This is a genomic window from Pseudomonas sp. ADAK2 (genome assembly GCF_012935755.1).
Classification (GTDB): domain Bacteria; phylum Pseudomonadota; class Gammaproteobacteria; order Pseudomonadales; family Pseudomonadaceae; genus Aquipseudomonas.
Genome location: NZ_CP052862.1, coordinates 3,648,586 through 3,668,158, shown reverse-complemented (window position 1 = coordinate 3,668,158; position 19,573 = coordinate 3,648,586). Strand labels below are relative to the sequence as shown.

At 61.7% G+C, this 19,573-nt stretch carries 18 protein-coding genes; 5 read left to right on the top strand and 13 right to left on the bottom strand.

The genetic code is table 11. The annotated features are described in order from the left end of the window. Nucleotides 1-33 precede the first annotated feature (33 nt). Complete coding sequence (locus tag HKK52_RS17030) at nt 34-504, top strand: A24 family peptidase (protein ID WP_169371792.1); 471 nt, start codon at nt 34-36, stop codon at nt 502-504. A 127-nt stretch (nt 505-631) separates the two neighbouring features. Next, the gene (locus HKK52_RS17025; RefSeq protein WP_169371791.1) at nt 632-1,423 is read left to right on the top strand and encodes a response regulator transcription factor; all 792 of its coding nucleotides are present in this window, start codon (nt 632-634) and stop codon (nt 1,421-1,423) included. Nucleotides 1,424-1,483: 60 nt separating this feature from the next. On the opposite strand, the gene HKK52_RS17020 is transcribed toward HKK52_RS17025, so the two are convergent. The 9 genes from HKK52_RS17020 to cpaB all read right to left on the bottom strand — a co-directional run bounded on the left by HKK52_RS17020 (nt 1,484) and on the right by cpaB (nt 9,781). After that, nucleotides 1,484-1,852 carry a DUF6124 family protein gene (locus HKK52_RS17020; protein ID WP_169371790.1) on the bottom strand — a complete coding sequence of 123 codons (369 nt, stop codon included), beginning with the start codon at nt 1,850-1,852 and terminating at the stop codon, nt 1,484-1,486. Nucleotides 1,853-2,291: 439 nt separating this feature from the next. Further along, on the bottom strand, nt 2,292-2,567 hold the full coding sequence (locus HKK52_RS17015) for a DUF3613 domain-containing protein (protein WP_169371789.1): 276 nt from the start codon (nt 2,565-2,567) through the stop codon (nt 2,292-2,294). Between the two features lie 12 nt (nt 2,568-2,579). After that, nucleotides 2,580-3,293, bottom strand: coding sequence for a tetratricopeptide repeat protein (locus HKK52_RS17010; protein WP_169371788.1), 714 nt, complete (start codon nt 3,291-3,293; stop codon nt 2,580-2,582). Nucleotides 3,294-3,303: 10 nt separating this feature from the next. Beyond that, the gene (locus tag HKK52_RS17005) at nt 3,304-4,194 is read right to left on the bottom strand and encodes a type II secretion system F family protein (protein ID WP_169371787.1); all 891 of its coding nucleotides are present in this window, start codon (nt 4,192-4,194) and stop codon (nt 3,304-3,306) included. Next, a complete protein-coding gene (locus HKK52_RS17000; protein WP_169371786.1) occupies nt 4,191-5,075 on the bottom strand; it encodes a type II secretion system F family protein in 885 nt (294 codons plus the stop codon). Before HKK52_RS17000 ends, HKK52_RS17005 begins: the two co-directional genes overlap by 4 nt. A gap of 10 nt (nt 5,076-5,085) precedes the next feature. Further along, nucleotides 5,086-6,366 (bottom strand): CpaF family protein, encoded by a 1,281-nt coding sequence (locus tag HKK52_RS16995; protein ID WP_169371785.1) that lies wholly within the window; start codon nt 6,364-6,366, stop codon nt 5,086-5,088. After that, nucleotides 6,363-7,553, bottom strand: coding sequence for an AAA family ATPase (locus HKK52_RS16990; RefSeq protein WP_169371784.1), 1,191 nt, complete (start codon nt 7,551-7,553; stop codon nt 6,363-6,365). Before HKK52_RS16990 ends, HKK52_RS16995 begins: the two co-directional genes overlap by 4 nt. Beyond that, nucleotides 7,550-8,812 carry a type II and III secretion system protein family protein gene (locus tag HKK52_RS16985; RefSeq protein ID WP_169371783.1) on the bottom strand — a complete coding sequence of 421 codons (1,263 nt, stop codon included), beginning with the start codon at nt 8,810-8,812 and terminating at the stop codon, nt 7,550-7,552. Before HKK52_RS16985 ends, HKK52_RS16990 begins: the two co-directional genes overlap by 4 nt. 21 nt (nt 8,813-8,833) lie before the next feature. Continuing rightward, a complete protein-coding gene (gene cpaB / locus HKK52_RS16980; RefSeq protein ID WP_169371782.1) occupies nt 8,834-9,781 on the bottom strand; it encodes a Flp pilus assembly protein CpaB in 948 nt (315 codons plus the stop codon). A 324-nt stretch (nt 9,782-10,105) separates the two neighbouring features. Between cpaB and HKK52_RS16975 the strand changes: the two genes are divergently transcribed. From HKK52_RS16975 to HKK52_RS16965, 3 genes are all read left to right on the top strand, one after another. Beyond that, a complete protein-coding gene (locus HKK52_RS16975; RefSeq protein ID WP_169371781.1) occupies nt 10,106-10,303 on the top strand; it encodes a Flp family type IVb pilin in 198 nt (65 codons plus the stop codon). Nucleotides 10,304-10,389: 86 nt separating this feature from the next. Next, entirely contained in the window at nt 10,390-10,800 is a 411-nt protein-coding gene (locus tag HKK52_RS16970; protein WP_169371780.1) for a response regulator, read from the top strand. Nucleotides 10,801-10,967: 167 nt separating this feature from the next. Further along, complete coding sequence (locus HKK52_RS16965) at nt 10,968-13,352, top strand: autotransporter family protein (protein WP_169371779.1); 2,385 nt, start codon at nt 10,968-10,970, stop codon at nt 13,350-13,352. A gap of 57 nt (nt 13,353-13,409) precedes the next feature. Here HKK52_RS16965 and HKK52_RS16960 read toward each other — a convergent pair whose 3' ends face one another. From HKK52_RS16960 to HKK52_RS16945, 4 genes are all read right to left on the bottom strand, one after another. After that, nucleotides 13,410-15,077: a ShlB/FhaC/HecB family hemolysin secretion/activation protein gene (locus tag HKK52_RS16960; protein WP_169371778.1), complete on the bottom strand. Its 1,668-nt coding sequence runs from the start codon at nt 15,075-15,077 to the stop codon at nt 13,410-13,412. Nucleotides 15,078-15,245: 168 nt separating this feature from the next. Continuing rightward, entirely contained in the window at nt 15,246-16,838 is a 1,593-nt protein-coding gene (locus HKK52_RS16955; protein ID WP_169371777.1) for a collagen-like triple helix repeat-containing protein, read from the bottom strand. 419 nt (nt 16,839-17,257) lie between these two features. Next, nucleotides 17,258-18,112: a MaoC family dehydratase gene (locus HKK52_RS16950; RefSeq protein WP_169371776.1), complete on the bottom strand. Its 855-nt coding sequence runs from the start codon at nt 18,110-18,112 to the stop codon at nt 17,258-17,260. 2 nt (nt 18,113-18,114) lie between these two features. Continuing rightward, nucleotides 18,115-19,467, bottom strand: coding sequence for a 3-oxoacyl-ACP reductase (locus tag HKK52_RS16945; protein ID WP_169371775.1), 1,353 nt, complete (start codon nt 19,465-19,467; stop codon nt 18,115-18,117). Nucleotides 19,468-19,573: the final 106 nt, after the last annotated feature.

The window sequence follows — 19,573 nt, the reverse complement described above, 5'->3', positions numbered from 1 at the left end:
AATCATTCAGCCAAAACGGACGGTTTTTACCGGATGCAGAGCCTTGTCTTGATTATCTGGCTGGCGCTGTGCGCCGTGCAGGATGCTCGCCAGCGCCACATTGCCAACGCCTTGACGTTGGGCGCCGGCGGGTTGGCCCTGGCGTATTTGTTATGGACCGGCAACACGTGGCTGGGCGCGGGGGCAGAGCAGGGCGGCTGGGCGGTGTTGCTGGCGTTGGCCTTCACCTTGCCGGGCTACGTGATGAAGCGCATGGGCGCCGGCGATGTGAAATTAATGACAGCTTTGGGCTTGGCGACAGACGGTATGCATCTGCTCGGTGCGTTTATCGGTGCCGGGCTGGCCAGTGCGTTGTGGTTATTGATTGCGCCAAAAGTCTGGCTGCATATGAGTCAAGGACTTAGGCAGCGTCTTCGGTATTTTCGCCACGAAGTGTCAAGGAAGCAGCCTTACGCACCGTTCGTGCTGATAGGCATGGTGTGTACGCTCCTTTGGATCCATTAGTCGCAACAGGCCACTAGTGCTATGTACATAGTCGGAAAGTGCGACTACTTTCAAATTAGAGTAGTTATACAACAAGCGGCTATTAGTACAGGAATGGTCAGCTTTCGGCCTGGGCATGGAGTAGCACGTGAACAAGCTTACGTCCGCAGTAAAAGTCCTTGTGGTCGACGATCAGCCTCTGGTCGTCGAAGAACTGTGTGAGTTCCTGGAGAGCAGCGGTTATCGCTGTGTGCCGTGCGAGTCCAGCACCCAGGCGCTCGAGCGCTTCACCCAAGACCCGGACATCGGTCTGGTGCTGTGCGATTTGCACATGCCGGACATGGACGGCATCCAACTGGTGCAGGAGCTGAAACGCCTGTGCGGCCGGCACCGGGCGTTCGAGGCGATCATGCTCACCGGGCGCGCCGACAAGCAGGATGTGATCAAGGCCTTGCGCGCCGGGATCGCCGATTACTATCAGAAGCCGATTGATCTGGATGAATTGCTGGAAGGTTTGCAGCGCCAGGAAGTGGCGTTGCAGGAGCGGCAGAAAGATGTGCAGCTCGGGCATTTGAATCAGAAGTTACAGTACTTGTCCGAGTCGATTGACGACCTTTACCAGGATCTGGACCGGGTGCGCCGCGCACCGCGTTCGTCGGCGTTGCTGGGTACTGACAACCGCGAGCCGAGTGAGGCGGAGCGGCAAGAGATCCCGGCGATTTTCAATCAGCTGTCGCCCCGCCAGCTCGATGTGGCGCGGTTGGTGGGCAAGGGCCAGACCAACTATCAAATTGCCTGTGAGCTGGGGATTACCGAGAACACGGTGAAGTTGTACGTGTCCCAGGTGCTGCGCCTGACCCACATGCATAACCGCACGCAATTGGCGTTGGCCCTGTCGCCGAGCAATTCCGGGTTGCGCCAGCGTGTGACCGCGCACTGATAGAGGCCGAGCGCGCAGAGGCAGTGAGGGAGCAAGCCCCCTCACTGCCGCGCCTGGCGGTTACCCAGGCTTGTGGTTGTCCAGCACGCGATTGACCGCTAACTCACCCATCAAGATCACCCGATGCAGCACCAGCATCGTATGGCGTCGCTCGCCGTCCGTTAAGTCGACGAGATCGTTGACCATCTTGCGGGCTGATCCCAACGCCTCGCTGGCGTCGACCAGCAACGTTTCGTCATCCACCGCTGCGTCGATGGTGTAGAAGTTGTTGGGCTTTCGGGGCGGTATCTGCGTTTTCGTCGCCCCGGGGTTGAGGTAGAAGTTGAGCGCGCGGTCGGCCGCCAATTTCATTTTCTTGGGATCAAGATCGAAAGAGGCGTCGTAGGGTACTGGACCGGTGTTCGGGGGGTTAGGCGTAACTTTGAACATTGTTAGAACTCCGTCGCAAATCTCAAGGAGCCATCACCCTCGCTACCAAACGAATGGGTGGCGGCCATGCATGGGTTGGTAGACCGGTCGCGACAGAAAACCCGGCGCTCACGAATGAGCCCCACGCATGACCACCATATAAAGCGAGTCCCAACAACAGGGCTGCATAAGGTGTTGCCATACGACTGTCACGACGGGCTACCAAACCCGATCACTGTTTTGCAGTGACCCGGAAACGATATAGCCCACCCCACAGCCGCACAAGCCGGCGGATTCTGGCTTACGCGTAGGCAACGACGCAAGGCGTTGTAGCCGTTTATGACGTAACACTGGGTGTCTATAAACGCTCACGAAAAAACTGTTTAACCGTGGCAAAAACCGAACAACATCGAGCCCGGTGTCTTTGCCACCACACTCTTGAAGCGATAGCAGGAACTCACTATTCCCCCGACCCACTGTCGACTTTCCCGCCCTCATCCTGATCAAAGAACTTCGGTATCTCATGCAGGTAGCTTTTCAACCAGCGCTGCATGCTCAGTTCGCGCTCGGTCGCGGTTGCGGTTTGCAACTTAAGCGAGGCCACCGTGTTGCGGCTTTGCAGCTGCAACCAGCCTTCGGTTTCCTGTTGTTGCGGCGACGCGGGGCCGGCGTCGATGGCGAATGCGCCCAGTGGCAGGGTCAGCAGGGCGAGGCCGCACAGGGTGGTTTTTTTCATCAAGGACCTCGTCTATTGAAGGGGCGATGCAGTGACGGCGGCGACCTGCGCCGCCACAGTTGGCGCAACCTTGCCCGGCGCCTTGAGTCTTTCTGCGCGAGCCTGGGCCTCAGTCACTTGCGCCGGGCTCAGGCCGACACGGCTGACCAGTTCGGCGGCGCGGCTCCAGTCGTCCTGGTAGATCAACAGTGTCACCAGGTTCACCGCCGCCAATTGGTCGCTCTGTTTCAATTCCATCGCGGTGAGAAATTCGAACTTGGCGTCTTCGACCCGCAGTTGATTGAGGTAGACCACGCCCAGGTCGTTGCGGATTTTTTCGTCGGTGGGCGCCAGGCGTGCGGCCCGTTGCAAGTGGGCCTGGGCTTGACCGTTATCGCCATTGGCCGCGGCGAGTTGGCCCAGGCCATGTTCGGCTTCGGCGGCCATGCAACTGCCGAGCAGGCTGCGGTACAACGGCTCGGCTTCGTTGCGGCCCAGCAGCCGATAGACCTTGGCCTTGCGCAAGCGCACGTCGGCCAGGTTGTCGGGCAGGTTTTGCAGGTTGGCCAGGCTGGCGTGCAGTTTGCCGTCCTTGGCCATGTCGTCGGCCAGGTTCAACGACAGCTGTTGCTCGGAGCTGGGCTTGCTGCAACTGGCGCTGTTGGTCAAGGCGCTCCACGGGTCCTGCCCGTTGCTCGCGCAGCCACCGAGCAACAGCAGACTCAAACCGGCCATCATCGCTTTCATCACATTCCCCTCAAGAAGCAAAGGCCCGGGCCAGGGCGGTGAAGCCCGGGCCGGCCAGCACGATCAATAACGCCGGGAAGAGGAACAGCATCATCACGACGGACATTTTGGCGGACATCTTGGAGATGTATTCCTGCAAGCGCGTCAGGCGCCGGTCATCGAGCACCCGTTTCAGCGCCAGCAAGGATTTCATCGCGCCGCCGCCCTGGTGGATCAATTGCTGGAGGATCACGCAGGTGTCGCTGAACTCATCCACCGCCAGCAACCGACTGGCCTTGTTCAGTTCCTCGCCCAACTCCAGGCCTGAGTCGACCCGGGCCAGCACCAGGCGCAACTCATGGGTCAGCGCCGGCAGTAAATGTTTGCCTTCGATGCTCAACACCCGCAGCGCCTGTTCCACCGCCATGCCCGACTCAAACAAAATGCGCAGCAACGGAATGAAGGTGGAAATCTCGGTCGCCAGTTGTTTTTGCCGGTGTTGCGCGGCCGCGACCAGCAAGCGTTTGGGCAGTAGATAACCGATGCCGGTGGCGAAGGCCGGGGCGATCCAATGGTTGTCCTGGTCAGGGAAAAATATCCCCTGGATCAGCAACGTCAGCGCCAGCGCCAGTACCGGCACGCCGACCTGGAACGCCGCGAACAGTGAGCGCCGCCGCGCACTGCGCCAGCCCAGACGGTTGAGCAAGACTTGGGTTTCAGTGTCCAGTTTGACCGAGCGCTGACCGATCCGGCTGTTGCCCAGCACTTGCAGCCAACGGCTGAAGCGATGCCGGTCCGGCGTTTTTCCATCCAGCCGCCGCGTCACTTGGCGCACCCGGCGTTGTTGGTCCAACAGGCCGGCGAACAGCAACACAACAGCGGTGAGCAGTAGCAGTGCGCTGATCAGCAACGGAATGTTCATAGGCTGCGCAACATGCGCCACAGCGCCAGGCAACCCACCACCTGCAAACCGAACGCGGTGGCGAGCATGATCTGCCCCGAACCGTCGTGCCACATGGCGAGCAGGTATTGCGGGTTGGACAACAGGAAGTAACCGGCAAGGCTGATCGGCAACCCGGCGAGGACGATCGCGGTGACGCGGGTTTCACCGGTCATGGCGCTGAGCTGACGCGCGGCCTGGTCACGTTCGCGAATCATCTTGATCAGGTTTTCCAGCAGCTCGCTGGCGTTGCCGCCGTAGCGGTGATTGACCTTCAGCCCCAGCGCGAACAGGCGAAACTCCTCCTGCTCATACAGCTCGGCGAAGTCTGACGCGGCATCCGGCAGGCTGACTCCCAACTGCACGTTACGCCGGACCCGGCTCATGGCGTTTTTCAACGGGTCTTCGGCGGCATCGATACCACCGAGCACGGCATCGGCCAGGGTGCGTCCGGATTTCAGGCTGCGCACGGTATGGTCGAGCAACTGCGGCAATTGTTCGATCATGCGCTTGAGCCGGCGCTGGTAACGCCAACCGACGTACAGCCGCAGGAGCAACGGCGGCACCGCCAGCAACACCAAAAGGCCGGGCCAGCCACCCAGCGCAAAACCGATCACGATACCCAGCGCCCACAGCAGCAACCACACGCCGAGGCGTTCGGTGGGGCGTCCGAGGCCGGCGCGCAGAAAGGCCCGCTCCAGGCCGACCCACGACGACTTTTGCACCAGCAATTGCGGCTGCCCCTGGGTCAGGCGACCGATGACCCTTTCGGTGGCGGTCTGGCGTAATCCGCGCTGGAACATCCGCGCCGATAACCCGAGCAGCGTCAGGCACACCAGGATGAGCAGCAGCACCTTGAGCATGCTCGGGCCCTCAGTTCGGAAACTGAATGAGCGCCGACTCGCGGCGCAATTTGTCGCCGGCGGGGTTGATCGCCTCGCGCAGAAAGCCGAAACCGGTACGCCGGTCGAGGCGGAATAACGTGTTGGTCACGTAGACGTCGTCGCGCACGCCGACCACCTCCACCACCTCACTGACACAGCGCCGGCCATCGGGCAGACGGGTCAACTGGATTACCACATCCAGTGCCGCGCAGATCATCTGGCGCAGGGTGCGCTCGGCGATGGTCCGGCCGGTCAGGCCCACCAGGGTCTCCAGGCGCAACAGGGCATCCTGGGCGTTGTTCGCGTGCACGGTGCTCATGGAACCGTCGTGGCCGGTGTTCATCGCGGTGAGCACATCGAGCACTTCGACGCCGCGAATCTCGCCGAGAATGATCCGATCCGGGCGCATGCGCAGGGCGTTGCGGATCAAGTCGCTGGACTTCACTTCGCCGTGGCCTTCGGCATTCGGCGGACGGGTTTCCAGGCGAACCACATGGGGATGGCCCAACTGCAATTCCGCGACGTCTTCGATCGTGACCAGACGCTCGTGAGGGTTGATCAACTGGCTGAGAATGTTCAGCAATGTGGTTTTGCCGGTGCCGGTGCCGCCGCTGATCAGGATGTTGCAGCGCTTGCCCACGGCGTCCTGAAAGAAATCGAAGATCGCCTGATCGATGGTCTGCATGGCCATCAGGTCATTGCTCTTGAGCATGTCCTTGCGAAATTTACGAATCGACAGGCACGGGCCATCGAGGGCAATCGGCGGAATGATCGCGTTGACCCGACTGCCATCAGGCAGCCGCGCATCGACCATCGGTGAGGACTCATCGAGCCGTCGCCCGAGTGGCGCGAGGATCCGTTGCATCACCCGTTCAACGTGGTGGGCGTCGATAAAACGCAGGTCACTTTGATGCAGCACGCCTTCGCGTTCGATGAAGACCCGGTGTGGACCGTTGACCAGAATCTCGGTCACCGCCGGGTCGCGCAACAGGACTTCGAGCGGACCGAAACCGGTGAGTTCGTCGACGATTTCTTCGGCCAGGCGTTCCATTTCATAGCGCGATATCGCCAGGTGCAGGCGGGCGATGTACTCGGCGACCTTGTCGGTCACGAACTGCGACAGCACGGGTCGCGAGCCTTCCAGCAGGTTTTTCCCGGACTCCTCGATGGCGTCGATGATGTAGCGATGCAACACCAGTTTCAGGCCTTCGTGGTCACTGTTGCCGACCGGTCCGCGCTGGGGCGCGCCGAACAGTTTTTCGCCGCTCATGGTGTACCCCTCAGGCGGTTGAACCAGCCGGCCTTGGGTTTGGCCAGGCCTTCGGAACGTTTTGCCAGCCGTTCGCCGAGGGTGCGCAGGCTCTGGGTGAGGACTTCGCGGGGGGCAAACTGGAACAGCGTCACGCCCTGGTTCTTAGCGTTGAGCCGCACTTCGGGGCTGTAGGCGAGGACGGCAATGACCTCAAGGCCGAAGCTCTTGCCCAGGGTCTCGGCGTCCGGGGCGACGCTGCGCAAATAGCGGTCCACCAGCAGCCGTGCGTGATCGAGTTTCATGCCTTTTTCGCGCCACAGATTGAGCACTGCCAGGTTGCGCCGGCAGTCGAGCACGTTCTGATCGGTGTACCACAGCAATTTGTCGCAGTGGCTGACAAAGGTGCGCAACGCTTCGCTGTCCGGCTGGCCGGTGAGGTTCACCACAATGTGCTGGAAGTGTTGGCGCAAGGCGCTGAGCAGCATGTACAACTCGGCGGCGCTGGTGTGTTCCAGCGGCTCGTCGCTGCTGGCGTAAGCGAGGATGCGCAGCCCGGCCTCGGCACTGGTGAAGGCGCTGTCGATCAGCGTCGCGTCGAGGCGCCGCAAATGCCGCAACGCGTCGCCGAAGTGGAATGAACTCTCAAGGCCGAGCAAGGCCAGGCTGTCGCCGCGGGGCAGGCCCAGGTCCAGCAGCAGGGTTTGCTGCCCGCTCTTCTGCACCACTTGCGCCATGTGATTGGCCAGCAGCGCGCCGTCAGCGTTGCTTTGCACGCCATACAGCACTGTCAGGCCACCGAGTTGCGTGTTGGGTGCCACCGGCGGCAGGCGTTTGCTCAAGCGTCGCACCAGCCCGGCGACCTCACTGGAACGCGAGCCATAAGCGACGAAATCCCGCGCCCCGGCACGCATGGCGTTGAGCACCAATTGGTTGTCCATGCCGTCGCCCAACGCGACCACCGCCAGCATCGGTTTGGCTTCCAGTGCGCCTTCGATCAACGCGCTCTGGGCCACCACGTGTTCACGGTCCAGGCCCACGAACACCAGGCTGGCGAAGGTCACGTCGACCAGCGCCAGCAACTCGTCAAGACTGCCGCCACCGGCGCTGACCACTTGCCCCAGCGGTGCGAGCGCGCCTTGCAGCCACTCAAGGTCGGTGCTGTTGCGGGTGATGGCGAGGAAGGTCTGGTTCAGGTTCTGGCTCATTGCGATAACCCGCTGCGTTTATCGAAATTGCCGTTTTCGAGGAAGTACAGGCGATACCAGTTGGGGTCGTAGTTGCGCAGTTTTTCCCCGGGCAGCGACGGCAATTGCGCGTTGGCCGCCAATGGCTGCACCAGGTGCGGGGTGACGATCATCAGCAGTTCGCGCTCTTCGCGTTTGATCGACGAGTTGCGAAAAAACGCGCCGATCACCGGGATGTCGCCCAGGCCGGGAAATTTTTCGACCTGTGACGAGTTCTGGGTGCTGATCAAGCCGCTGATAACGAAGCTCTCGCCATCGGCCAGGGAAATGCTGGTGTCGGTGCGGCGAATGGTGAACGCCGGCACGGTGGTGCCGCCGATGGTCACGCCGTTGTTGTAGTCCAGTTCACTGACCTCTGGCGCCACTTTGAGGGCGATGCGATCGCGGCTGACCACGGTCGGCGTCAGGGTCAGGCGAATGCCGAATTCCTTGTACTCGATGGAGTAGCTGTTGCTGTTGGCGCTGGGCACCGGGATCGGGATTTCACCGCCGGCGAGAAAACTTGCGCTCTGGCCGCTGATCGCCACCAGGCTCGGCCGCGCCAGGGTGTAGGCAAAGCCGCTGCCTTCCATGGCATTGATGATGGCGAGGAAATTACCGCCGCCAGCGACGATGTTGAACATGTCGTTGGCCAGGGGAATGCTCGGCACGGCGATGCGCGGGTCGAGGTTGCGCAGCGGCAACACGCGAGGGGTGACGGCGGTGTTGGGCACCGTGCCCGGCGAGCCGAACAGGAAGTTGGAGTTCTTGCCGTAGATCGAGGTGCCGGCTTCTTTCAGTTTGGTGCGGCTGACTTCGACGAAGCGAATATCGGTCTGCACTTGCGACGGCAGCAACGGGTCATCGGACGGCAAACGGGTGGCGCTGGTCATGGCCGCCGTGGCCTTGCCTTGCACGAATACCATGCTCTGGCGCGGTGCGCTGGCGCAGGCTGTCCAGACCATCAGGCTGGTAGCGCCGGGGGCCATGCCGGTGACCAGGAACGCCTGATTGCCGTTGACCCGCACATCGGCGATTTTCGGATCGCCCACCGCCACCCGAGTGATCGCCACCGCCGATTGCAGTTCTTGTTGCAACCCTTCACCAACTTCCAGCACCGCCGGCAACGGGCCCAGTGCGGCGCAATTGCCGACGGCCGCCACGGCGGCAGTCAGTGGCAGGCCGCTGAGCAAGGAGGCCCACAGCAGGCCTTGGAACATGGGCATGGAACGTCTGCGCATTTAGATGCGTCCTTGCTCGACTCAGGGGGTTTGTTGGGTGATTTCATTGCCGCGAATCACTTCCACACTCGGTGTGCGCGGTACGGCGCGACTGGCGGTGGCGAGCGGTTTTGGTGTCGGCGTCATGGCCAGTTGGTTGAACTGAATCAAGTCGCGATTGGCGCTGGCCAGGTTGGTTGATGAAGCGCTTTCACCGGCCCAGTAATGGGCCAGGCGTTTCTCTTCGGCGCTGCGTACTGCCAGGCGCAAGACCCCGGCCTGGGCGGCGAGCATCAGGCGACTCAGCAACGGTTCGGGCACCGCGAGCAGCACCGAACGGGCGCTGGCGCGCAGTTGATCCTGCTTCAGTTTGTCGTCGTTGCTGAGCCCGGGTCTGGCGGGTTGGCCGTCGTTGGTCAGGCCTAATTGTTCACCGATCCCGAGCACCCGCAGCGCCGGCACTACGACCTGGGCCGATTGCTGTGGGTTATTCACGTCCGAGCGCAGAAACAGCAGCACGTCGACATAGTCACCGGGGCTCAACTGGCCGCCGGCATTGATCACTTCATCCACGGCCACCGCGAGGGCGCGCTCGTCGGGGCGGATCATCCGTGCCAGTGCGCCACCGCTTTCGAAACTCTCATCGTTAAGCCAACTCCCGGCACTCAAGGCACGCCAGGGCGCACGACCGATCGCCTGATCGAGACGGCTCAAACTGCCGGCCGGCGCGTTACGCAGTTTTTCCAGGGCGACGTCGGCCGCGGTGATTTGCACAAACGGTGCGACATCGCGCAGCAACACCACCACCGGTTGGCGGGTAGGGTCTTCCTCGGGCGCGGCGGCCACGGCCGGTGCGCTGACCGTCACGACGTTGGGCGGCGCGACAGGCTCCGGGTCCGGCTGACGGCCCAGCACCAGGCCCCAGTAACCGGCAATGAGGGCGCCTACCAGAAATAATCCGGCCAGGCCCAAGGTAACGCGACTGTTCATGACGGCTCTCCCTTTCGCCGCTGCTTAATGACTCGCTACTTCCAACGAGATGACTTCGCAATCAGGCAGCTATGAACATGCAACTATTTCGCTATTTGACGGTAGCGCAGGTAAATCAAAACGCCATTAGCACTCTTTAAATATCGAACGAAAGTAGGAGGCTAAAGCGCCAAACGCTGTTTTTTAGTGTGATTTGTCGAGCTAATACTTAAGTGCTAATTCGTTCTTACAGTTGTTGGTAAAGCCTTTGCCGACAATGCTGATGCTGGCATAGGGGAATCATGTTGTGACCCTGCAACACCCGCAGTCATCAGGAGAAATGCCATGTCCTTCAAAGCAACCGCTCAGAAGATCAAGTCCGAACTTTCGTTCTACGTAAATCTGGTCAAGGACACCGAAGGGGCTTCGGGTATCGAGTACGCGATCATTGCCGGTATGGTGGCGGTGGCCTTGGCGGCTTTCGTTACACCGATCAAAACGGCGGTGACCACCATGTTCACCACCATTTCGGGTGCGCTCTGAATCCTCTCGATGCCAATGGACGGCCACTTGCCAATCTGCCAAAGGGCTTCTAACGTCAGCGCTTAGTCCACAGCGGGTACCGTCCTATGAACGCTTCTCAAAAACGCCAACAGTTGCTGCTGGTTGATGACGAAGAGGACGCGTTGCTGGAGCTGGCGGAATTGCTCGAGGGCGAGGGTTTCAGTTGCTTTACAGCCACCTCGGTCAAGCTCGCCCTGCATCATCTGACCCGCAACCCTGACATCGCCCTGGTGATCACTGACCTGCGCATGCCGGAGGAGAGCGGCATGTCGCTGATCAAGCGTTTGCGTGAACACACCTCACGCCAGCACTTGCCGGTGATCGTGACGTCCGGGCATGCGGACATGGAGGATGTCAGCGACATGCTGCGCCTGCAGGTGCTCGACCTGTTTCGCAAGCCGATCTATCACGTACGGTTGCTGGAAACCTTGAACAATCTGTTTCCGCTGCCGGCGACTCACCTGGTTAATCCTTGATCAACTAAATTTGACGCCATCACGTTGACATTTCAGTAGTGTCGAAATGATGGCTCGTGTACATTTGCCGCCCCCGATCAGCACCCTGCTGAGGGGACGGTAGGGATGCCTGATTAATTCGTCACCCTGCTGAAACTGCCATTTCAAGTTTCGGAAGGGACTCTCGATTGAATACCTCTTGCCTGCGCCGCTCGTTGTTGGCGTTGTCCGTGGCGACCGCCGCGTTTCAGACCTCTGCCGTTGAAGCGGCGGACCTCAATTACGATTTGAGCAATGGTTCGTACTCCGGCACTGGACAGACGTGGCGAGCCGCCACGTTGACCGGGAGTATCAACTTAGTAACCGCATCGCCTGGATTGGTTGATGCGGTGAACTTCCAGGCGCTGACCCTCCAGGAAAACCTGACCAACAAAGGCTCGATCCTCATTGACGGTCTGGAGTTCGCCCGCGGCATCTCGATCGGCAATGGCAGTGGTGCGACGGTGATCGGCGGCTCCCTGATCAATGACGGCTCGATCAAGATCAATGGCCTTGCCACTAGCGGGTCCTTGATGGGTATCGACGCCAGCGGCATCACGCTGACGAATTCGTTGGTCAATAGCGGCGAAATTACGGTCAATGGCATGCGCCCGATAGGGGTGCTGCTGTCCCACACCACGCTGACGGGGATCAACAACACCGGTTCGATCAGCGCCAATGGTGAAGGCGCGATGGCGGTGGATCTGGACCGCGCGACGCTGAGCAACACCGTCTTTAACGAGGGCAGCATCCGCGCCACCGGCCTCGACGCCGAGGCGCTGGCATTTGAAGGTGTGGTGCTCGCGCCCGGCAACCGGTATGCGGCCTGGAACCGCGGCACGATCTCGGGTGAGGCTTACGGCATCCATGTCAGCCTGCCCGTCGCGGGCCAGGGCGCCTTCAATTTTTATCAGGACGGCGGCCTCATCGAGGGCGGTACGGCCGCGATCCAGGTTGACGGTGGCGACAGCTATTTCTACTGGAATGGCGGCAACGTCAAAGGTGATCTGCTGGGCCTTTCGGGGGTGCTCATCGACGGCGACGTGAACTTCGATGGTTCAACCATCCGCTCGGGGTACGTCACGGTCGAGAGCGGCAAGCTGACGCTGATGCAACCGCACACCACGATCATCGGCGACTTCGACATGGAAGGGTCCGACTCGGTGCTGGAAATGTACCTGGGCAACGACACCAACCCCGCGTTGCCGGTGTTGAAGGTCACCGGCGACACGGATATCGCACCGGGTGGGCAACTGAAGTTGCTGGCGCGCTCCAGCGACTTCCGCATCAACGCGGGCGGCACTCGCTACACCTTGATCAGTTCCGGCTCATTGACCGGCGGTGAGAACCTGAGCGTGACTTCGTCCTCGGCCTTGCTGGATGTCAAAAGCTTTGGCGTGGAAGGCAACGACATCAAGGCCCTGGTGACGACCAAATCCGAAGCCGTGGTTGCACAAAATATCCTCAGCGCCGGCGGTACGCGCAACGCGGTTGGGGCCATTGGGCGTTTCTCGACGGCCGTCATGCCGTTGCTCGACGAGCAGGACCCGGTGTTCCAGGCCTTCGCCAACGCGGGCACTGACGCCGAGCTGGCGCAACTGTCGGAAAAACTCAGCCCGGACGTCAGCCGTGGCGTGTTGCATGCAACCACCAACAGCCAGACGCTGATGACCAATGCCATCCACGACCGCTCCAGCCGCGCCCGTACCGGCACCGGTTCGACGGACAAAGGTGTGTGGTTGCAAGCGCTGAGCAGCGATGCCAATCAGGACGAGCGCCATGGCGTGGCGGGTTATGACGCCGACAGCCACGGGATTGCGGTCGGTGCTGACGGTCAGTTGAATGCCGACACCGTCGTCGGCCTGGCCTACAGCTACCTCAAGAGCGATGTGAAATCCGATCTGGGCAGCAAGACCGATATCACCGGACATGCGTTGACCCTGTATGGCAACTGGACCCATGACAATTGGTTCGTGGATTCGTCGTTGATGTATGGCTGGAACGATAACGAATCGAAACGCTACATCGCCGGCACCCGGGCCAAGGGCGATTACGACAGCGATATCTTCGGTGTCAGCGCATTGGCCGGTTACACCTTCCGCTTGCAACCGAACCTGGTACTCGAACCTCAGGTGGGCGCGCGTTACGCCAACGTCGGCATGGATGCGTACCGCGAGAAGGGCAGTTCGGCGTCGCTGAACGTCGGCAGCCAGCGCTATGAAGTGGGCGAAATGGGCGTGGGCGCACGCCTGGCCGCAGCGTTCGATGTCGGCACCGGCAGCCTTGAACCTGAAGCCAAGGTCATGGCGTGGCACGACTTTATCGGTGACAAGACCGCGACCACGTCGGCCTTTGCACTGGGCGGCGATTCGTTCACTACGCGCGGTACGACGCCGGTGCGCGACAGTTACGAAGTGGGCCTGGGCGCCAACTATGTGATGGGCGCCTGGAGTGTCGGTGGGTCTTACAACTACGTGACCAGCACCGATTTCAACGCCGATTCCTTTACGGCGAAGGTGCGTTACGCGTTCTGATTTCAGACCGCGTTTTTGTTCATCGCGAGCAAGCGTGTTGCCTGCTCGCGATGGCCTCTACAACTGATAGCTGAAACTCACGCTATAGCGCGGTCGCCGGTTGAACGTATCCAGCGCCTCATCCGACATCGGCTTGGCCGCTTCCAGCGCGACGTTGTAGTACTTCGCATCACCAAACCGCAGCCCCACCGCCGCCGAAGACAAGTTGTTGCCCTGCACCGGCAACTGGTTGAACCAGGTTTTCGAGCGGTCCAGCACCACATAGGGTTGCAGCACCCGCAGCCAGTTTCCATCGCGGTTGAAGCTGTAGTTCACTTCGTACGCCACGCCCCAACCCTTGTCACCGGACGCTTGGTCGTCGGGGTAGCCGCGGCCGAAATTCTGTCCGCCAAACACCGCGCGTTCACTGTCGGGCAGGGTGTCGTCGCTCCAGTACAGCGCAGCCGAGAGCACGCCTTGCCAGTTGTCGAAGAACTTGTCGCTCTGCACCCCCGATAAGCGCAGGCGCAGGAAATCGAGGTCGACATCGGCACTGGTTTTCGCCCCCATGCCATCGATGCCCTGGTACACACCGCCACTGAGAATCCGCAGTTGCCGGGTGTCGGCCTGGCGCCAGTCGCTCTCGAAGGCGAGGGCACGGATGTCGGTGCGCACTTCGACGCTGCGCGGGTCGTCGACCACGTCGTAGCGGGTTTTGTCGTTGACCGCATACAGCCGCGCGCCGGCGCTCAGTTGTTCATTGGGCGAGGCGATCAGCGGGTGGCTGAAACCGATGGAGTAGCGATCGTTTTCCCGGTGCGGCTTGAGTTGCAGGCCATTGTCGAGCAGCACGTTGGTGCCCGGATCGGCGCGGTAGCGTGAGGCCGACAGACTCAGTTGCGTGCCTTCAGCGTTGAGGAACTGGCTGTAGTCCAGACGGTAGTAATGTTCTTTATCGTCCCCCGGCGGGAACAGCCCGCTGAGGCTCACTTGTTCGCCCATCGCGGTCTGGGAATTGCTACTGACCCCGAGCAAGGCCTGGGTGCCATTGCGACTGTTTTCGGTGGCGCTCAAGCTGCTGGTGAACGGTTTGCGACTGGCCTGCACCGCCAGGTACGCCGCGCCATCGGTGGTGCCCGGCGGCGGCACTTGCGCCTGCAAGGTCACGCCGGGAATGCGGCTCATCAAGGTGGTGTAGCGTTCGAAAGTCTTGCGCGTCAGCGGTCGTTCGGCCTGGAGCTTGGCCACCAGTTTGTCCAGCAGGCTTTGTACCCGGCCGAGGTCGCCCTGCACCTGGTAGCCCTTGATGTAACCCTCCACCAGCACCACCCGTGCCACGCCCTGGCTGAAATCCTGTTGCGGCAGGAAGGCGTAGGACAACAAGTAACCGTCCTGTTGGTAACGGCGGGTGATATTGCGGGTGGCTTCGATCAACTCGGCGAGGCTGGTTTCGTGGCCGAGCAACGGTTGATACAGCGCCGCCAATTCGTTGAGCGGGTAAATCGTCCCACCTTCGATCTGCACATTTTTGATCGTCACTTTAGTGCCCATCATCAACGGTTGCGCGGCCGTGGCGCCGGGTTCCGGTACTTGCAATGGTGCGGCTGTCGGGCGGTAGGCGTCGGCGGGCAGGTTCGGTACGGGGAGATTGCGGATGGTTTCGTTACTGTTGAGGAAGCTCGGAAGGGTATCGGCGAGAGCGAAAGAACTGACGGTCAGGCACAGCAGGGAAGCCATAACGCGCATAGGACACTCCATGGTCATATCGCGACATCCCGGGGCTCGTCAGCTGACTGAACCAGAACCGCAGGCTGTCTTGCTCCAAAAGAAAAAAGCGGAAGACTCATTCGAATCTTCCGCCTCCAACCAAGCGTAGGCGCTGCAGATAAGGCCGTCGAATCGGCCAGGTGCAATTCAGTGTTTAGTGTTCAGGCCTCCCAGCAAACCGCCGAGACCACCGGTGGTGCCGGTGCCGCCAGCGACCAGTCCACCGACGGCACCGACCGTGGCGCCGACCGTTGAGACCGTGTTGCCGACGGCGGCCACCACCGGGTTGGGTGTGGCGCCGGCCACGGTGCTGCCGACATTACCGACGGCCCCACCCACCTGAGTCAGCAGACCGTTGACCGGCGCACCGAGGCCGGTGGCGCCGCCCACTTGTTGGGTGATGTTGCTGACGCCGCTGGTGACCGGATTCAGCGCCGTGCCGATGGCGCCACCGACGCTGGCCAGGGGAGCGGTCGGGCTCAGATTGGGCGCGCTCGAGCCGCCTAATGCGCCGCCAATCGAAGCCACCGCGCCGCCAACGGCACCCAGGTTTACTCCACCGGCACTGACGACCGGATTGGTGTTGCCGGCGTTCAAACCAGCGCCGACATTTGCCACGGCACCGCCGACGGTTTGCAGCAGGCCGGTGTTGCCCAAACCGCCGGTGCCGGAACCCGAAGTGGTCAGCAGGCCGCCCGCCGTTCCCGTGGTCGTTGCCACGTTCGTCAGCGCTGTACCGACGAGGTTGGTCACCGGGTTGCCGTCGCCGGCGGAAGTCACTTTGCCGCCCAGCCCGCCAACGGCATTGCTGACGTTGCTCAGCAGACCGTTGACCGGATTGCCCAGGCCGGTGGTGCTGCCGACTTTGCCGGTCAGGCCTTCCGCCAGTGTGACGACCGGCACCAGCACCTTATTGCCGACGCCGTTGGTGACGGACCCCAGCGGGCCGGTGCTGGTGGCAATGTTCAAGGTGTCGCCGAGCATGGTGACTTTTTCACCGACGCCGTTGAGTACGGGGGTGACTTGACTGACCACGCCGCCGACCAGGGGAATGCTGCTGGTGGCGGTGTTGAGCTTGCCGCTCAGGTCCGACACGCCATTGCCAGCATCGGACACCACGTCGCCGACGACTGCCGTGGTTTTACTGAGGGCTTGCGGGTCGCTGCCCAATTTGCCCAGGCCATTGGCGAGATCGTCACCGACGGTGCTGACCACATTGCCGGTGGTCTTGGCCACGCTTTGCACCACACCGCCGACCACGGGCACCGTGCTTAGCGAGTCGCCGATTTGCCCGACGCCATCGCCTACGCCGCTGACGGTTTTGCCGGCATCCTGGACCAGCGTGCTGGTCACCAGTGGCGCAGGCCCGGCGGGATTGGTCGGGTTGGTTGGATCAGTCGGATCTGTCGGATTGGTTGGATTGGTTGGATTGGTCGGGTCGGTGGTGCCTCCTGTGCCGCCAGTCCCTCCGGTGCCCGCAGTTCCGCCCGTGTCGCCAGTCCCTCCGGTTCCCGCAGTTCCACCCGTGCCGCCAGTCCCTCCAGCCCCGCTCGTACCTCCGGTGTCGCCACCCGTTCCGCTGGTTCCGCCGCTACCCGTTCCTGCCGTATCCGCGGCACCGTCGGACGAGCTGCCGGACGTGCTGTGATGACCGCCACCGCCACTGCTGCAACCGGCCAAGCCGAGGGACAGGACCAACGCCAATGCTGTTGCCGACTTGCACCACACTTGAGTTTTCATGAGAGTGATTCCTTGCACCTGTTACAACGTTCGTTGTCTTCGATGGCTTGCCGATCTGTCGCCGGCAATGCCTTCGTCCGTTGTGCACATCACAATCCCAGGCGTGCTTTGAGGCCATTCTCAAGTTGGTATTAACCCGTTTATGTAAGGGCGTGCGGGTGCTGCCTAAGGGCTAATACCTTGGGTGTAAGTCGTGAGAGGAATTCTTTTTAAATCAATGGGAGCGGTTTTTTCACGAGGCAGGTGAAGGCAGGAAGAACACTTAAGTTATATACACAATTGACCATGGTTCCCCGGTAGCTGATCGTTCCCACGCTCTGCGTGGGAGTGCCTCAACGGACGCTCCGCGTTCGGCTCTGAAGGGACGCGGAGCGTCCCGGGCTGCATTCCCACGCAGCGCGTGGGAACGATCATCAGGTTCAGGCCACCGGCCGCCAATGCCCGACCATATGCTCGAGCTCCCCGGCACCAACCAACTGCAAATCACCACTGGACGCCGCCGCGCTGGCCAGCAACGTCACCTCGCTGGGCAAGCGCACCGGTTTGCGAAACTGCACCGCAATCTCGATGTTCGCCGTCGGTAGATGATCCGCCAGCGCTGCCAGCGTCCGCGCCTTGTTCCACAAGCCGTGGGCAATCGCCGTAGGAAAACCGAACAGCTTGGCGCTGGCCGCACTCAAGTGAATCGGGTTGTAGTCCCCGGACACCTTGGCATATTGCCGGCCAATGTCCGCCGGCGCTTTCCAGTGCGCCACTTCCGTCAGCGCCAGGGTCGTCGCCAACTCGTCCTCCACCGGCTCGCCATCGAGCTTGACCCCGCGACACAGCATCTGGCTTTCAGCCTCCCACAACGTGCCCAGTTGATCGTCCAGCGTCGTCACCAGATCGAACGTCGCGCCTTTGGCATGGGGTTGCAGGTTCTGCACTTGCACGCTGACCCGCGCGCGATGCACACCGCCCATGGGCCGCAACACCCGAATGCGATTGCTCAAGTGAATCAGCCCCAGCAACGGAAACGGAAATTCCTTCGCCGTGAGCAATTGCATCTGCAAGGCAAACGCGAGGATGTGCGGATAGGTTGGTGGCAGCAAGCCGTTGTCAGTAAAACCACAGACCTCGCGATACGCCGCCAGGCGTTTTGGATCGACGTCCAGCCAGCAGCGCAAACCCGTATCGGGCAGGGTGGTGCCGGTGATTTTTCGCCGCGTGGCCGCCCGCACATACAACCCGGGCAGGCTCGGTTCACGGTTGAGGGTGTGCCAGTCGATGATCATCGCTACGCTCCCAAAACACTTTGCCCACACACCCGCAACGCTTGCCCGGTAAACGCGCCGGTGCCCGGTTGCGCCAGCCACGCCACCGCTTCGGCGACGTCTTGCGGCAAACCGCCCTGGCCCAGCGAACTCATGCGCCGCCCGGCTTCACGCAGGGCGAACGGAATGTGCGCGGTCATCTGGGTTTCGATAAACCCCGGCGCCACGGCGTTGATGCTGATGCCGCGCTCGTGCAACAGCGGCGCCCAGGCCTGGGCCAGGCCGATCAGCCCGGCTTTGCTCGCGGCGTAATTGGTTTGCCCGCGATTGCCGGCGATGCCGCTGATCGAGGCCAGCAGAATCACTCGGCCGTTGTCGCGCAGGGTGCCGGCGTCGAGCAGGGCCTTGGTCAGCACTTGCGGCGCATTGAGGTTGACCGCCAGCACCGCGTCCCAGAATTCCGGGGTCATGTTGGCCAGGGTTTTATCGCGAGTAATGCCGGCGTTGTGGACGACGATGTCGACGCCATCGGGCAACTGTTCGATCAATTGCGCGGCGGCATCGTCGGCGCAAATATCCAAGGTAATGCTGCGCCCGCCGAGGCGCGCGGCGAGGGCTTCGAGATCCGCCTTGGCTGGTGGCACGTCGAGCAGGATCACCTCGGCGCCGTCCCGGGCCAGGGTTTCGGCAATCGAGGCGCCGATGCCGCGAGCCGCGCCCGTCACCAGCGCCTTGCGCCCGGACAGTGGCCGCGTCCAGTCTTCGACCGGCGTGTCGCAGGCGTTCAAGCGAATCACTTGGCCGGAGACAAACGCGCTTTTCGGCGAGAGGAAAAACCGCAGTGGCCCCTCCAGTTGATTCTCAGCGCCTTCGCCGACGTAGATCAGTTGCAAGGTGCCGCCGCTGCGCAGTTCTTTGGCCAGGGAGCGACTGAACCCTTCCAGGGCCCGCTGGACGCTGGAGGCGATCGGGTCGCTCAAGGACTCCGGCGCCCGACCCAGAATCACCAGGTGCGCGCTGTGGTCGAGATTTTTCATCAACGGCTGAAAGAACTCGCGCAGCTGTTTGAGCTGATCGGTTTGCAGCAAATGACTGGCATCGAACACCACGGCTTTGAGTTTCGGGCCGTGGCCGGGAATCCACGCGGTGGCCAGGGACGGCTCGGTGCCGTAGCTGTAGATCGCATCGGTCAGGCGGTTGGCGAAGGCGCTGACATTCTCGGTCAGCGGTCCGCCACCGATGAGCAATGCGCCCTCGACCGGCCGCAGGCGCCCGGCCTGCCAGCGTTCCAGACGCACCGGCGACGGCAGGCCCATGGCCCCGACCAGACGATGGCCGATGGACGAATTGGCGAAGTCGATATAACGGTCTGACATGGAACGCTCTCCGGCAGCTGGGGTTCAAAGTGTGGACCATGAATGGCGATCAGTCGTTCGATCTATGAGATAAGGCCTACGCTAGAACACAGGTGATTGATGTGTA

Coding starts and splice junctions, on each gene's coding strand:
- HKK52_RS17030 (WP_169371792.1), top strand. CDS start 34: ATGCAGAGCCTTGTCTTGATTATCTGGCTGGCGCTGTGCGCCGTGCAG.
- HKK52_RS17020 (WP_169371790.1), bottom strand. CDS start 1,852: ATGTTCAAAGTTACGCCTAACCCCCCGAACACCGGTCCAGTACCCTAC.
- HKK52_RS17015 (WP_169371789.1), bottom strand. CDS start 2,567: ATGAAAAAAACCACCCTGTGCGGCCTCGCCCTGCTGACCCTGCCACTG.
- HKK52_RS17010 (WP_169371788.1), bottom strand. CDS start 3,293: ATGAAAGCGATGATGGCCGGTTTGAGTCTGCTGTTGCTCGGTGGCTGC.
- HKK52_RS17005 (WP_169371787.1), bottom strand. CDS start 4,194: ATGAACATTCCGTTGCTGATCAGCGCACTGCTACTGCTCACCGCTGTT.
- HKK52_RS17000 (WP_169371786.1), bottom strand. CDS start 5,075: ATGCTCAAGGTGCTGCTGCTCATCCTGGTGTGCCTGACGCTGCTCGGG.
- HKK52_RS16995 (WP_169371785.1), bottom strand. CDS start 6,366: ATGAGCGGCGAAAAACTGTTCGGCGCGCCCCAGCGCGGACCGGTCGGC.
- HKK52_RS16990 (WP_169371784.1), bottom strand. CDS start 7,553: ATGAGCCAGAACCTGAACCAGACCTTCCTCGCCATCACCCGCAACAGC.
- HKK52_RS16985 (WP_169371783.1), bottom strand. CDS start 8,812: ATGCGCAGACGTTCCATGCCCATGTTCCAAGGCCTGCTGTGGGCCTCC.
- cpaB (WP_169371782.1), bottom strand. CDS start 9,781: ATGAACAGTCGCGTTACCTTGGGCCTGGCCGGATTATTTCTGGTAGGC.
- HKK52_RS16975 (WP_169371781.1), top strand. CDS start 10,106: ATGTCCTTCAAAGCAACCGCTCAGAAGATCAAGTCCGAACTTTCGTTC.
- HKK52_RS16970 (WP_169371780.1), top strand. CDS start 10,390: ATGAACGCTTCTCAAAAACGCCAACAGTTGCTGCTGGTTGATGACGAA.
- HKK52_RS16960 (WP_169371778.1), bottom strand. CDS start 15,077: ATGCGCGTTATGGCTTCCCTGCTGTGCCTGACCGTCAGTTCTTTCGCT.
- HKK52_RS16955 (WP_169371777.1), bottom strand. CDS start 16,838: ATGAAAACTCAAGTGTGGTGCAAGTCGGCAACAGCATTGGCGTTGGTC.
- HKK52_RS16950 (WP_169371776.1), bottom strand. CDS start 18,112: ATGATCATCGACTGGCACACCCTCAACCGTGAACCGAGCCTGCCCGGG.
- HKK52_RS16945 (WP_169371775.1), bottom strand. CDS start 19,467: ATGTCAGACCGTTATATCGACTTCGCCAATTCGTCCATCGGCCATCGT.